Origin of the sequence: Streptomyces sp. NPDC088746, assembly GCF_044751065.1 — a bacterium.
Lineage (GTDB): Bacteria > Actinomycetota > Actinomycetes > Streptomycetales > Streptomycetaceae > Streptomyces.
The window spans coordinates 690,433-703,094 of record NZ_JBIVLA010000002.1 but is presented as its reverse complement, the minus strand read 5'-3'; the positions used below and the strand labels follow the sequence as shown (position 1 = coordinate 703,094).

The window sequence follows — 12,662 nt, the reverse complement described above, 5'->3', positions numbered from 1 at the left end:
GGCCGCGGTGAGCGCCCTCGTCGAGGCGGTCGCCCTCACCCCCACCCCGGGCCTGACGGACAGCCGCAGCCCGGGGCCCGGAGCGCCCGACGCCGCCACGGCGCGGTGGGCGGCCAAGGCGCTGCACCCGGGCCTCGCGGCGATGGCCGCGGCGGCCGGGCGCACCGGCTCCGCCACCGGTGGGCTCCGCGAGGAGCTCGGGGCGATCGGCCGCGCCACCGAGCGCACGGCACGGAGGGCCGCCTGCGGCGCGGTGCAGCACCGGGGCGCGATCTGGGTCCTGGGGCTCCTGGTCTCGGCGGCCGCGCTGGAGCCTGGCGCGCGGTCCGCCGAGGTGACGGCCACGGCCAGGTCCCTCGCCCTGCTCCGCGACCGCAAGGCCCCGCGCGTCCCGTCGCAGGGCTCGTCGGTGGCGGCGCGTTACGGTGCCGCCGGAGCGAAGGGCGAGGCCAGGGCGGGGTTCCCGCACGCCCGGCGGGCGCTGGAGACGCTGCGTGGCACGCGGGGCCGGGGGATCGGGGAGGAGTCCGCCCGGCTGAACGTCCTGCTCGGCGTCATGAGCACGCTCCAGGACACCGGGCTCTTGTACAAGGCCGGCCCGAACGGCCTCCGCCTGGTGCAGGGCGGGGCGCGTGCGGTCCTGGAGGCCGGGGGCGTGGCGGCTGCCCGGGGGCAGGAGGCGCTCCGCACCATGGACGAGGAGCTCAGGTCGCACGAGCTGCGGGCCGGCGGCAGCGAACCCCTGTTCGCGGCAGCGCTGTTCCTCGACCGGATCTGTTGACGACCGTCCGGCGGCCGGGCCCCTCCCCGGCCGCCGGACGGGCCCCGGCTGTCAGCCGAGGGCCTGCGTCAGGTCGGCCAGCAGGTCGTCGGCGTTCTCGATGCCGACGGAAAGCCGCACCAGGTCGGCCGGGACCTCCAGCAGGGAACCGGCGGTGGACGCGTGCGTCATCCGGCCGGGGTGCTCGATCAGCGACTCCACACCACCGAGCGACTCACCGAGCGTGAAGAGCTTCGCGCGGTTGCAGACCTCGACCGCCGCCTCCTCGCCGCCCGCGACGCGGAACGACACCATCCCGCCGAACGCCTTCATCTGCTTGGCGGCGACCTCGTGGCCCGGGTGCTCCGGCAGCCCCGGGTAGAGGACCTGGGTCACCTTCGGGTGCCGGGTCAGCAGGCCGGCGACCTTGGTGGCGTTCTCGTCGTGCCGGTCCATGCGGACCGCGAGCGTCTTGATGCCCCGCAGCACCAGCCACGCGTCGAACGGCCCGGCCACCGCGCCCATCGCGTTCTGGTGGTACGCCAGCTCCTCGGCCAGCTCCGGGTCGCCGGTGACGAGCGCGCCGCCGACGACGTCCGAGTGGCCGCCCATGTACTTCGTGGTGGAGTGCACCACGACGTCGGCGCCGAGCGAGAGCGGCTGCTGGAGGTACGGGCTCGCGAAGGTGTTGTCGACGACCAGCCGCACGCCGGCCTGGCGGGCGACCCCGGCGACGGCCGCGATGTCGGTGATGCCGAGCAGCGGGTTCGAGGGCGTCTCCACCCAGATCGCCTTGGTGCGCGGGGTGAGCGCCGCCCGCACCGCGCTCACGTCCGAGGTGTCGGCGACCGAGAACTCCACGCCCCAGCGCGAGGCGACCTTCGCGAACAGCCGGAACGTGCCGCCGTAGGCGTCGTTCGGGATGACCACGTGGTCGCCGGGGGTCAGCAGCGTACGCAGGAGGCAGTCCTCCGCGGCGAGGCCCGACGCGAAGGCGAGGCCGCGGCGGCCGCCCTCCAGCGCCGCCAGGTTCTCCTCCAGTGCGGTGCGGGTGGGGTTGGCGCTGCGGCTGTACTCGTAACCGCCGCGCAGTCCGCCGACGCCGTCCTGCTTGTACGTGGACACCTGGTAGATCGGCGGGACCACGGCGCCGGTGAGGGGATCCGCCGTGTTGCCGGCGTGGATCGCAAGGGTCTCGAAGCTGTGCTGGTCGCTCATGGGGCCCGAGCGTAGTTCGTCGGGAGGGGAGTTACAGGCCACTCGCCGCCGGGTTACCCGTCCGAGGACAATGGACCGCATGGAGATTCTCTGGTTCCTGCTCGCCCTGTGCATGCTCGTGGCCGTCGTCGGCCCGGTCATGCTGCGGCGCCGTGGCGGTATCCGCCAGGTCGCGCCCGGTTCGCCCGACGCCGCCGACCCGGACACGTACGGCTTCGCACGCCAGGAGGAGCTGGACATCCGGATGCCGGGACCCGACCAGGACCTCCTGGACGTCCTCGACGTCGTCCAGGGCACCGGGAGCTGGCGGGCCGCCTCCCAGCTGCTGGCGGGTACGCCCGAGGAGAGCGAGATCCGCTGGCAGCGGGTCCAGGCGTTCGCAGGTGCGGCCTCCCTGGAGCTGGCCCAGCGGCCCGGCACGGGCGGGGCGTGGCTGAGGTCGTGGCGGGCCGAGGCCCCGAAGGACGCGGGCGCCGCGGCGGTGCACGCGGAGTTCCTGGTGCAGCAGGCGTGGCGCACCGGCACCGTGGGCACCGACGACTTCCGGATCATCCTGGAGGAGGCCCGTACGGTCTGCGGCGAGGCGGCCCTGCTCGCCCCGGGCGACCCCGTCCCGTACATCGTGGAACTGGCCGTCGCGCGGGGACTGGGCTACTCCCACGAGCAGTTCGACCAGCTCTGGGTGAAGATCATCGACCGTGCCCCCGCGCACATGGGCGCCCACATCGCGGCCCTGCACTTCTGGTGCGAGAAGTGGCACGGCTCCCGCGAGGAGGCCGACCGCTTCGCGACGACGGCCGCCGCCCGCGCCCCGCAGGGCTCCCTGCTCGCCGCGCTGCCGCTGTTCGCGGTGTACGAGCACCTCCCCGAGGTCAATCTGGTGCAGGGCTTCTACCGCGGCCTCGTCGTGACGAAGGCGGTCGAGGGCGCGATGTTCGCGGTGCACTCGGCACGCGCGGACGACCCGATGCTCGCCCACGTCCGGCATCTGCTGGTCCTCTTCCTGGTCCGCATGGAACGCTGGTCGGAGGCGATGCACCAGCTCGTCCACATCGACGGCCACGTGGGCGCGCTGCCCTGGACGCAGAACCCGGACCCGGCCGCCGAGTACACCGTGTACCGGGCCCTGGCCGTCGCGGGGTACGAGGCGAACGGCGGCAGCCCCGCGACGCTGCTCCACTGACCCGGCACACCCGCCCCCTCCGGATTGGACCGGCACACCCATGGCACGACTGATCCCGCTGATCCTGATAGCCCTCGCCGTCTGGTTCTGGCTGCGGGCGCGCAGGAAGACCGCCGCCTACATGGCCTCCTACGAGTCGCCGGCGGGCGGGGCCCGCGAGGGTGACGAGCGTCGCGATCCCCCGGCCCCCGCGGCCTGAGACACCGGAATCCACGGCGCCCCCGCGGCGTTGTACGGAGCGAACACCGACCCCGGAGGAGCCCCCCGCATGTTCCTGACCCACCGCACCCCGCAGCTCCCCACCCCGGAGGAGGCCCTGCGCGGTCGCCCCACCCCCGAATTCACGGTGCCGTCCCGCCACACGGTCCTCGGCAACCCGCTGACCGGCCCGTACCCGCAGGGCCTGGAGGTCGCCGACTTCGCGCTGGGCTGTTTCTGGGGCGCCGAGCGCAAGTTCTGGCAGACGGAGGGCGTCTGGACGACGCTCGTCGGCTACCAGGGCGGCTACACCGAGAATCCCTCGTACGAGGAGACCTGCTCGGGTCTGACCGGCCACACGGAGGCCGTCCGCGTCGTCTTCGACCCGAAGGTCGTGAGCTACGCGGAGCTGCTGAAGCTCTTCTGGGAGTCCCACAACCCGACCCAGGGCTTCCGCCAGGGCAACGACGTGGGTACGCAGTACCGCTCGGCCCTCTACACCCACTCCCCCGAGCAGGCGGAGGCCGCGGAGGCGTCCCGCGAGGCCTATCAGCAGGTGCTGACGGGCGCCGGCTTCAAGCAGATCACCACGGAGATCCTGCCGGCGGAGGGCCGCACCTTCTGGCCCGCCGAGGCGTACCACCAGCAGTACCTCGACAAGAACCCCGACGGCTACTGCGGCATCGGCGGGACGGGCGCCACCCTGGAGTCCCCCTCGGAGACCAACTGGGGCCGCGCCTGCCCGACGGGCATCGCCCCGGCTCCTGGCGCGTGATCCGAGGCGTCGCGCGATGACGTGGGCCCCGTGTCCGGCAGCTGCCGGACACGGGGCCCACGTCGGTCCGGGGTGGGTCAGGAGGCGAAGGGGCCCGCTCTCAGGCCGCCAGCCGCACCTCGCCCATCGGAGCCCGGGCGGGCGCGGTCCGGCTGTGCCGGGCGAGCTCCTGCTGGGCCAGGGACAGCACGTCGGTCAGTCCGAGCCCGAGCGAGCGGGCGGCGGCGGCGAGCACCTCGGACGACGCCTCCTTACGGCCACGCTCGACCTCGGAGAGATACGGCACCGAGATCCGGGCGTCCTCGGCGACGTCCTTGAGGGTCCGCTCCTGGGCGGTGCGCTCGCGACGCAGGACATCACCGACGACGTCCCGCCAGAGGGGCTCCTTGGCGGCAGGAGCGGGACGCAGGGGAATGACGCGGGCGTGGTTCGGCGCGTGGCTGCTCATCGTCCAAGCCTAGGAACGAAGCGCCCGGCGCGGGAGGGGAAACCCTTCCGCGCCGGGCGGATCTGCTGTCGGCAGAACGGCGGCTGCCCGGGCCCGCCCGCCCCGGCCTCCCGATGGGGCGGGATCAGATCAGGCCCTGCGCCAGCATCGCGTCCGCGACGAGCTCGAAGCCCGCGATGTTCGCGCCCACCACGTAGTTGCCGGGGCTGCCGTACTTCTCGGCCGTCGTGTGGCAGGACTCGTGGATGTGGCGCATGATCTCCGCCAGCCGCTCCTCGGTGTGGGAGAAGGTCCAGGAGTCGCGCGAGGCGTTCTGCTGCATCTCCAGGGCGCTGGTGGCCACTCCGCCGGCGTTGGCCGCCTTGCCGGGTGCGAAGGCGACGTCCGCGTCCTGGAGGACGCGGACGGCGTCGGGGGTGGTGGGCATGTTGGCGCCCTCGGCGACCGCCTTGACCCCGTTGCGTACGAGGGCGAGCGCGTCGGTCTCGTGGAGTTCGTTCTGGGTGGCGCAGGGCAGGGCCACGTCCACCGGGACGCTCCAGACGCCCGTGCCCTCGACGTACCGCACGTGGTCGCCGCGCCGCTCGGCGTACTCGGAGATGCGGCCGCGGCCCGTCTCCTTGATCTCCTTGAGCAGGTCGAGGTCGATGCCCTTCTCGTCGACGACGTAGCCGCCCGAGTCGGAGCAGGTCACGACGGTCGCGCCGAGCTGCTGGGCCTTCTCGATGGCGTAGATGGCCACGTTTCCGGAGCCGGACACCGCGATGCGCTGGCCGTCGAGGGACTCGCCGCGCACGCGCAGCATTTCGGCGGTGAACAGGACGCAGCCGTAGCCGGTGGCCTCGGTGCGTGCCTGGGCGCCTCCCCAGCCGAGTCCCTTTCCGGTGAGCACGCCGGACTCGTAGCGGTTGGTGATCCGCTTGTACTGGCCGAAGAGGTAGCCGATCTCCCGGCCGCCGACGCCGATGTCACCGGCGGGGACGTCGGTGTACTCGCCCAGGTGACGGTGGAGTTCCGTCATGAACGACTGGCAGAACCGCATGACCTCGGCGTCGGACCGGCCCTTGGGGTCGAAGTCCGCGCCGCCCTTGCCGCCGCCGATCGGCATGCCGGTGAGGGCGTTCTTGAAGATCTGCTCGAAGCCGAGGAACTTCACGATGCCGAGGTTGACGGAGGGGTGGAAGCGCAGCCCGCCCTTGTACGGGCCGAGCGAGCTGGAGAACTCGACGCGGAAGCCGCGGTTGACGTGGATGTCGCCGGCGTCGTCCGACCACGGCACCCGGAAGATGAGCTGGCGTTCGGGCTCGCAGACACGCTCGATGATGCGGGCGTCGACGAACTCCGGCCGCTTCGCCAGCACGGGGCCCAGGGTTTCGAGGACCTCGCGCACCGCCTGGTGGAACTCGCCCTCGCCCTGGTTGCGTCGCAGGATCTCCGCGTAGAGCGGCTCGATGACACGGTTCTCGGCGGTGCGCGGGGTGAGGGAGTCGGAGCTGGCCGGCATCTGATCAAGACCTTCCGTGGGTGGGCTCTTGTGCGTCGGCGCTCCCTGTCCCCGGAGGCGCCACCGGCCCGTGGGGGCCGTTGCACCCGGCAAGTCTCGCAGCGCGACCCCGCCGCGCCCCTGCGACATCCACATAGTGGCCACGGCAGTTCGTGCCGCTACGGGCCCTTCCGCACCCGTACACCCCGCTCCCGCCGGAGCGGAGGGCCCGTACGGCGCCCGCGTCGCGGGGCCGTACGGGTGGCGAACCTCACAGCCGGAGGAAGGCGGCCGTGAGGTCCGCGCCGCCGCGCGTCAGGCCGTCGCGTTCTCCGTCACGGTGACCTTTCCCTTACGGATGGTCGCCACCCGGGGCGCCTTGCGGGCGAGGGAGCTGTCGTGGGTGACCATCACGAAGGTCAGTCCGTGCTCCTTCCACAGCCCGTCGAGCAACTCCATGATCTCGTCGCGCATGGACTCGTCGAGGTTGCCGGTCGGTTCGTCGGCGAGCAGCACCTTGGGCCGCTTCACCAGGGCCCGGGCGATGGCGACGCGCTGCTGCTGACCGCCGGACATCTCGCTCGGCAGATGGGTGGGCCGGTCGCCGAGGCCCACCGACTCCAGTGCCTCGGCGGCGCGTTCGCGACGGGCCTTCGCGCCGAGACCGAGGGGGACGAGGGCGGTCTCGACGTTCTCCTGGGCGGTGAGCGTCGGGATCAGGTTGAAGCTCTGGAAGACGAATCCGATGGACTCGGCCCGGACCTTGGTCAGCCGGGACTCGGGGAGCTTGGCCAGGTCGACACCGTCGAGCTCGATGGTGCCGGAGGTGGGCCGGTCGAGCCCGCCGAGCATCTGCAGGAGGGTGGACTTGCCTCCGCCGGTCGGGCCCTGGATGACGAGCCTTCCGCCGTCCTCGATGGTCAGATCGACACCGGCGAGCGCGTCGACGGGATTCTTGCCGCGCATGTAGCGCTTGGTGACGCCCTTGAGCTGGTACACGTGTGGACTCCTGCTGTACGTACGAGGGGTGGGGCCGGGGGGATCTACGCGACGCGGCGCAGGGCGTCGGCCGGCCGCAGCCGGGAGGCGCGCCAGCCGCCGAAGGCCCCGGCGATCAGTCCGCCCGCCACCGCCAGGGCGACGGCGACGAGGATCGTGGTGAGGGAGACGGGCGCGGTCAGCGCGATGTCCAGGGTCTTGGACGCGGTCTGACGGCCGGGGCCGCCCCCGCCCATCGGACCTCCGCCGCCCATGCCGCCCCCGCCGCCGGCCCCGCCTGTGGAGCCGAGCTGGGCGCTGAGGGTGGGGCTGATGGCGGTCACGACGTAGGCGCCGGCGACGCCGACGGCGATGCCGAGGACTCCGCCCATCAGGCCGTTGACGAGGGCTTCGCCGATGACCTGGCGGGTGACGCGCCCGCTCTTCCAGCCGAGGGCCTTGAGGGTGCCGAACTCGCGCACGCGCCGGCTGACCGCGGAGGAGGTCAGCAGTCCCGCGACGAGGAAGGCGGCGATCAGGACCGCGATGGAGAGCCACTTGCCGACGCTGGAGGCCAGGTCGGAGGCGGTGGAGAGGGAGCCGGACACCGTGTCGGCGAGGTCGGCGGAGGTGGTGACCGTCGTGCCGGAGATGTTCTTCTGGATGGCGGCCTTGACGGTGTCGATCTGCTGCGAGTCCGCGGCCTGGACGTAGACCGTGGTGACCTTGTCCTTGGAGTCGGAGACGGTCTGCGCCTGCTTCAGCGGGATGTAGACGTTGGCGGCCGCGTCACCGCTGTCCGCGGTGGAGACGCCGACGATCGTGTACTTCGTGCCGGAGATGGTGACGGTCTTGTCAACCGCGAGCTCCTTCTCCTTGGCGTAGGCGGAGTCGACCACCGCGACCTTGGCGTCGGTCTCGGCGGCCTTGAAAGTACGGCCCTTGGTGATCTTCGAGGAGGTCAGCGGGCCGAGGTTCTGCTGGGTGACGTCGGTGCCGTACACGGTGAAGGAGTTGACGTCGAAGGATGCTCCGCCGCCCTCGACCCGGCCCTGCGGCTGGCCACCGCTGCCGCCCTCGCCACCGCCGGGTCCGCCCTGTCCCGCGCTCTCGTCCTGCTTGATCTCGCCGCGCTTGAACTGGCCGTCGACCTTCATGACCGAGAGGCTCAGCCCGCCGACGGCGTCCGCCACACCCTCCTGCTCGCCGACCTTGTCGACGGTGCTGGAGGCCAGCGTCTGGAAGCCCTGGACCATGACGCGGTCCGTGCTCTGGGTGGCGTCCTCGTCCTCCTTGGCGTCGAAGTTGAACCTGGGCCGCTCGGTGCCCCCGGAACCCTGGGCGGCGGCGGCCTTGGTCACCGTCATGTCCGTGCCCAGGCCGTACAGCGATTCGAGGACCTTGTCCTGGGCCTTGCTCATGCCCGAGGAGACCGAACTGACGATGATGACCAGCGCAATGCCGAGGGCGAGCCCCGAGGCGACGACGAGCGCCGCCTTTCTGCGGCGGCGCAGTTCGCGCCGGAGGTAGGTGAAGAACATGGCGCGAAGATATGGAGCGGGCGTGATGAGGAGTTAAGTCTCCGATGAGAGCAGCATGAGAACACTGCCGGCACGCATATGTACCCGGCGCGGGCGCGTCGCGCCCACACGCCGAAGGCGGCGGCGCCCGGAAGGATCCGGGTGCCGCCGCCTTCGGAGGGGAAGAGGCGCGGTCAGGGGGTCAGGCGGCGTTCGCCGTCCACTCCGACCAGCTCATGTTCCAGCCGTTGAGGCCGTTGTCGGGAGCGATGGTCTTGTCCGGGGAGTTCTTGACGATGACCACGTCGCCGATCATGGAGTTGTCGTAGAACCACGCACCGGCCGTGCCCGGGTCGTCGGCGCCCTTCGCGTCGGACAGGCCGACACAGCCGTGACTGGTGTTGGCGCTGCCGAAGATCGACTTGGCGCCCCAGTAGTTGCCGTGGATGAAGGTGCCCGACGTGGACAGCCGCATGGCGTGCGGCACGTCCTTGATGTCGTACTCACCCTTGCCGTCGTCGTCCGTGAAGCCGACCGTCGAACCGTCCATGCGGGTCTCCTTGAACTTCTCGGAGATCACCATCTGGCCGTTGTACGTCGGGTTGTCCGAGGATCCGGCGGAGATCGGGATGGTCTTGATCGTCTTGCCGTCCTGGGTGACGGTCATCGTGTGCGCCTTGGCGTCCACGGTGGAGACCTGGTTGCGGCCGACCTTGAAGGTGACCGTCTTCTGCTGCACGCCCACGACACCGTCGGCGCCCTCGACGCCGTCCAGCGCCAGCTTCAGGGTGACGGTGGAACCGCCCTGCCAGTAGTCCTCGGGGCGCAGGTCGAGGCGCTGGTTGTTGAACCAGTGACCGACGACCTCCTGGCCGCTGCTCGACGTCACCTTGATGCCGTCCTGGACGGCCTTCTTGTTGGTGATCGCCTTGTTGAAGTTGATCGAGACCGGCATGCCGACGCCGACGGTGGAACCGTCCTCGGGGGTGAAGTTGCCGATGAAGCTGTTCTCCGGCGAGACGGTCGTGAAGGAGCTGTTGGCGTGCGCCTCACGGTCCTTGGAGTCCGCCGCCGTCGCGCTGATCTTGTACGTCGTCGAGCGCTCGAGCTGGCCGGCGGGCTTCCAGCTGGAGCCGTCGGCCGCGAGGGTGCCCTCGACGGCGTCGCCCTCGGCCGTGGTCATGGTGACCTCGGTCAGCTTGCCCTTGGCCACGGTGACCATCGCGGCGTTGTTGATGCTCGCGTTCGTCGCACCGTTCTTCGGCGCGATCGTTATCTGCGCCTCGGAAGCGTCCTTGGCCGCCGCCTCGTCCACCTGTGCCTGTGACGTCTTCGAGCTGTCGGAGCTCGCGCCCGAGTTCGTACCGCCGTCGTCGCTGCAGGCAGAAAGCACCAGCACGCCGCCGAGCAGTGCGGACGCGGCCATGAGGCCCCTGCGCCGCTTGCTGTCCGTCATCACACGCTTCTCCATCGTTGCCGATTCCCCAAGATCCCCGGACAGGGTCGCCCGACGGCGACTCCCCGTCAATGTTCCAAGAACACCGTGACCGGGTCTTCCGTTCCACATCCGCCGTGGATGTGGGGAACAACACTCATCGACGCACCCGGGGCCACGGCGGTTCCCGCCACCTGTGAGGAGTGCCTCGCGAGCGTCAGCGTTCCGTATTCCCGCCGCCTTCTTCGTCGTCCGTGTCATTGTCCTCGATCCCGTAGTACGCCTCGTCCCCGTCCTCTCCGGCGGCCCAGTCCTCGGCGTCGGGGTCGTAGTCGATCGTCTCGCTGCTCCAGGAGGCCTGGGCGAGCTCGACCCCGGGCACCTGGCTGACCAGATCGAACGGGTCGATCAGCGAGGCGAGGGCCTCCGCTGCGTCTTCCCTGACCGTCTCCTCAGCATGCGTACGTTCCTCGGCGGACTCGTCGGCGGACGCCCCGGATGCGGTGAAATCCGCGGCGATGCTCTCCAGGGCGGTGCCGGTCAGGGCGTCCGCGTCGCTGACCTCCAGCACCATCTCCACGCGAAGCCGAACAAATGAGGGTGTCTCCGAAGTGCTCATACGCCGGAGCGTAAGGCTCCCGGGACCTGTGGCTTTTCACCGACCCGCTGCTTTGCTTAGCATCGGCCCACGGGGCTAACTGATGGTTGTCGCAAGGGGATCGATTCTGTGTCCATCGCTCGTCGCACGCTGCTGACCACCACAGCGGCAGGCACTCTGCTCTGTGCTCTCTGGTTCGTCCCCTCCGCCAACGCGAGCGGCGGAACAGACACGCGGAGCGGTACGGCCGGCTCGTCCGCCGGTTCCTCCACCGAGGCCCGACAGGCCTCCGCCACGGCGGAGTTCACCTCCGGGGACACGCTCGCCGACACGGGGGCCGGCGTCGACACGACTCCCTACCTGATCGGCGGGACGGCCTCCCTGTGCGTCGGCGCGGGGTTCGTCGTGTACTCGGTGCGCCGGGGCGGCACACTCCGCACCGGCCTCTGAAGTGCGTGAGGGCTGCCGCGCCCCGCGGGGCGCGGCAGCCCTCACGCGTACGGCCTCAGGCCAGCGGCCCGGTCACCGCCTCCACGGCCGTGACCAGCTTCCCCTCCCGCACGAAGGCGTCGGCTGCGGCCAGGTCGGGGGCGAGGAAGCGGTCGGGACCCGGGCCCTCGACCCCGGCGGCGCGCAGTGCCGCGATGACGGCCTGGGAGGCGGGCCCGGGAGTAAGCCCCTCGGCGGCGCGCAGTTCGACGGCGCGCGTGGCGGCGTACAGCTCGACGGCCACGATCCTCGCGAGACCGGTCACGGCGGTACGGAGCTTCCGTGCGGCCGACCAGCCCATGGAGACGTGGTCCTCCTGCATTGCGGAGGACGGGATCGAGTCGACGGACGCCGGTACGGCGAGCCGCTTCAGCTCGCTGACCAGGGCGGCCTGCGTGTACTGGGCGATCATCAGCCCGGAGTCCACCCCGGCGTCGTCGGCGAGGAACGGCGGAAGGCCGTGCGAGCGGTTCTTGTCCAGCAGCCGATCCGTGCGGCGCTCGGTGATCGAGCCGAGGTCGGCGGCGACGATGGCCAGGAAGTCGAGGACGTACGCGACGGGGGCGCCGTGGAAGTTCCCGTTCGACTCCACCCGCCCGTCCGGGAGCACGACCGGGTTGTCGACCGCCGAGGCCAGCTCACGGTCCGCGACGAGCGCCCCGTGCGTGAGTGTGTCGCGCCCGGCCCCGTTGACCTGGGGTGCGCAGCGCACGGAGTAGGCGTCCTGGACCCGGGGGGCGTCGTCCTGATGGTGGCCCGTAAGGCCTGACCCTTCGAGCACCCGCAGCATGTTGTCGGCGGAGGCGCCCTGGCCGGGGTGCGGGCGGATGGCGTGCAGCTCCGGGGCGAGGACCCGGTCGGTGCCGAGGAGCGCCTCCAGGGAGAGCGCGGCGGTGATGTCCGCGCTGGTGTAGAGGTTCTTCAGGTCCGCCAGGGCCATCACGAGCATGCCGAGCATGCCGTCGGTGCCGTTGAGGAGGGCGAGGCCCTCCTTCTCGCGCAGCTCGACGGGGGTGATGCCGTGCGCCGCGAGGAGTTCGCCGGCCGGCCGCACGGTGCCGTCGGGGCCCTCCGCGTCGCCCTCCCCCATGAGGGTCAGGGCGCAGTGCGAGAGCGGGGCGAGGTCGCCGGAGCAGCCGAGCGAGCCGTATTCGTGGACGACGGGGGTGATGCCCGCGTTGAGCACGTCGGCCATGGTCTGCGCGACCTCGGGGCGTACGCCGGTGTGACCGGAGGCGAGCGTCTTCAGCCGCAGGAACATCAGCGCGCGGACGACCTCGCGCTCGACGTGGGGGCCCATGCCCGCCGCGTGCGAGCGGACGATGTTGCGCTGCAGCTGCGCCCGCAGTCCGGGGCTGATGTGCCGGCTGGCCAGGGCCCCGAAGCCGGTGGAGACGCCGTAGACCGGCTCGGGCTTGGCGGCGAGGGCGTCGACGATCTCCCGTGCTGCGGAGAGCGCCTCGACGGCGGCTGCGGAGAGCTCGACCCGGGCTCCCTGACGGGCCACGGCGACGACGTCCTCCGCGGTCGTTCCGGACGTCCCCACCACGACTGTATGCATATCCATATTCAGAAGC

General features: G+C 71.4%; 13 protein-coding genes. 5 read left to right on the top strand and 8 right to left on the bottom strand.

Translation table 11 applies throughout. From position 1 onward, the window contains the following. Nucleotides 1–7 precede the first annotated feature (7 nt). On the top strand, nt 8–781 hold the full coding sequence (locus ACIP63_RS10735) for a triphosphoribosyl-dephospho-CoA synthase (RefSeq protein WP_401513452.1): 774 nt from the start codon (nt 8–10) through the stop codon (nt 779–781). 51 nt (nt 782–832) lie between these two features. Here the strand turns inward: ACIP63_RS10735 and ACIP63_RS10730 are convergent, their stop codons facing one another. After that, nucleotides 833–1,978, bottom strand: coding sequence for a cystathionine gamma-synthase (locus ACIP63_RS10730; RefSeq protein WP_401513450.1), 1,146 nt, complete (start codon nt 1,976–1,978; stop codon nt 833–835). Between the two features lie 79 nt (nt 1,979–2,057). Here ACIP63_RS10730 and ACIP63_RS10725 point away from each other — a divergent pair, with 79 nt between their 5' ends. From ACIP63_RS10725 to msrA, 3 genes are all read left to right on the top strand, one after another. Next, on the top strand, nt 2,058–3,161 hold the full coding sequence (locus tag ACIP63_RS10725) for a hypothetical protein (protein WP_401513448.1): 1,104 nt from the start codon (nt 2,058–2,060) through the stop codon (nt 3,159–3,161). A gap of 40 nt (nt 3,162–3,201) precedes the next feature. Next, entirely contained in the window at nt 3,202–3,360 is a 159-nt protein-coding gene (locus tag ACIP63_RS10720) for a hypothetical protein (RefSeq protein ID WP_401513446.1), read from the top strand. A 69-nt stretch (nt 3,361–3,429) separates the two neighbouring features. Beyond that, the gene (gene msrA / locus ACIP63_RS10715) at nt 3,430–4,134 is read left to right on the top strand and encodes a peptide-methionine (S)-S-oxide reductase MsrA (protein WP_401513445.1); all 705 of its coding nucleotides are present in this window, start codon (nt 3,430–3,432) and stop codon (nt 4,132–4,134) included. Nucleotides 4,135–4,234: 100 nt separating this feature from the next. Here the strand turns inward: msrA and ACIP63_RS10710 are convergent, their stop codons facing one another. The 6 genes from ACIP63_RS10710 to ACIP63_RS10685 all read right to left on the bottom strand — a co-directional run bounded on the left by ACIP63_RS10710 (nt 4,235) and on the right by ACIP63_RS10685 (nt 10,617). Beyond that, complete coding sequence (locus ACIP63_RS10710; protein ID WP_401513443.1) at nt 4,235–4,582, bottom strand: helix-turn-helix domain-containing protein; 348 nt, start codon at nt 4,580–4,582, stop codon at nt 4,235–4,237. A 124-nt stretch (nt 4,583–4,706) separates the two neighbouring features. Continuing rightward, on the bottom strand, nt 4,707–6,086 hold the full coding sequence (gene gdhA / locus ACIP63_RS10705; protein ID WP_401513440.1) for an NADP-specific glutamate dehydrogenase: 1,380 nt from the start codon (nt 6,084–6,086) through the stop codon (nt 4,707–4,709). Nucleotides 6,087–6,380: 294 nt separating this feature from the next. After that, the gene (locus ACIP63_RS10700; RefSeq protein ID WP_401513438.1) at nt 6,381–7,064 is read right to left on the bottom strand and encodes an ABC transporter ATP-binding protein; all 684 of its coding nucleotides are present in this window, start codon (nt 7,062–7,064) and stop codon (nt 6,381–6,383) included. Nucleotides 7,065–7,108: 44 nt separating this feature from the next. After that, nucleotides 7,109–8,584, bottom strand: coding sequence for an ABC transporter permease (locus ACIP63_RS10695; protein WP_401513435.1), 1,476 nt, complete (start codon nt 8,582–8,584; stop codon nt 7,109–7,111). A 181-nt stretch (nt 8,585–8,765) separates the two neighbouring features. Then, nucleotides 8,766–10,034 carry an Ig-like domain-containing protein gene (locus ACIP63_RS10690; RefSeq protein WP_401513433.1) on the bottom strand — a complete coding sequence of 423 codons (1,269 nt, stop codon included), beginning with the start codon at nt 10,032–10,034 and terminating at the stop codon, nt 8,766–8,768. A gap of 181 nt (nt 10,035–10,215) precedes the next feature. Further along, nucleotides 10,216–10,617 carry a hypothetical protein gene (locus ACIP63_RS10685; protein ID WP_401513430.1) on the bottom strand — a complete coding sequence of 134 codons (402 nt, stop codon included), beginning with the start codon at nt 10,615–10,617 and terminating at the stop codon, nt 10,216–10,218. 108 nt (nt 10,618–10,725) lie between these two features. On the opposite strand from ACIP63_RS10685, the gene ACIP63_RS10680 reads away from it, so the two are divergent. Then, nucleotides 10,726–11,046, top strand: a complete 321-nt coding sequence (locus ACIP63_RS10680; protein ID WP_401513427.1) for a hypothetical protein — start codon at nt 10,726–10,728, stop codon at nt 11,044–11,046. Nucleotides 11,047–11,101: 55 nt separating this feature from the next. Here ACIP63_RS10680 and hutH read toward each other — a convergent pair whose 3' ends face one another. Next, the gene (gene hutH / locus ACIP63_RS10675) at nt 11,102–12,652 is read right to left on the bottom strand and encodes a histidine ammonia-lyase (RefSeq protein ID WP_401513425.1); all 1,551 of its coding nucleotides are present in this window, start codon (nt 12,650–12,652) and stop codon (nt 11,102–11,104) included. Between the last annotated feature and the right edge of the window lie 10 nt (nt 12,653–12,662).

Bases quoted from the DNA above. Each gene is read 5' to 3' on its own strand.
- hutH (WP_401513425.1), bottom strand. From the start codon at position 12,652: ATGGATATGCATACAGTCGTGGTGGGGACGTCCGGAACGACCGCGGAG.
- ACIP63_RS10725 (WP_401513448.1), top strand. From the start codon at position 2,058: ATGGAGATTCTCTGGTTCCTGCTCGCCCTGTGCATGCTCGTGGCCGTC.
- ACIP63_RS10690 (WP_401513433.1), bottom strand. From the start codon at position 10,034: ATGGAGAAGCGTGTGATGACGGACAGCAAGCGGCGCAGGGGCCTCATG.
- msrA (WP_401513445.1), top strand. From the start codon at position 3,430: ATGTTCCTGACCCACCGCACCCCGCAGCTCCCCACCCCGGAGGAGGCC.
- ACIP63_RS10730 (WP_401513450.1), bottom strand. From the start codon at position 1,978: ATGAGCGACCAGCACAGCTTCGAGACCCTTGCGATCCACGCCGGCAAC.
- ACIP63_RS10685 (WP_401513430.1), bottom strand. From the start codon at position 10,617: ATGAGCACTTCGGAGACACCCTCATTTGTTCGGCTTCGCGTGGAGATG.
- gdhA (WP_401513440.1), bottom strand. From the start codon at position 6,086: ATGCCGGCCAGCTCCGACTCCCTCACCCCGCGCACCGCCGAGAACCGT.
- ACIP63_RS10720 (WP_401513446.1), top strand. From the start codon at position 3,202: ATGGCACGACTGATCCCGCTGATCCTGATAGCCCTCGCCGTCTGGTTC.
- ACIP63_RS10710 (WP_401513443.1), bottom strand. From the start codon at position 4,582: ATGAGCAGCCACGCGCCGAACCACGCCCGCGTCATTCCCCTGCGTCCC.
- ACIP63_RS10695 (WP_401513435.1), bottom strand. From the start codon at position 8,584: ATGTTCTTCACCTACCTCCGGCGCGAACTGCGCCGCCGCAGAAAGGCG.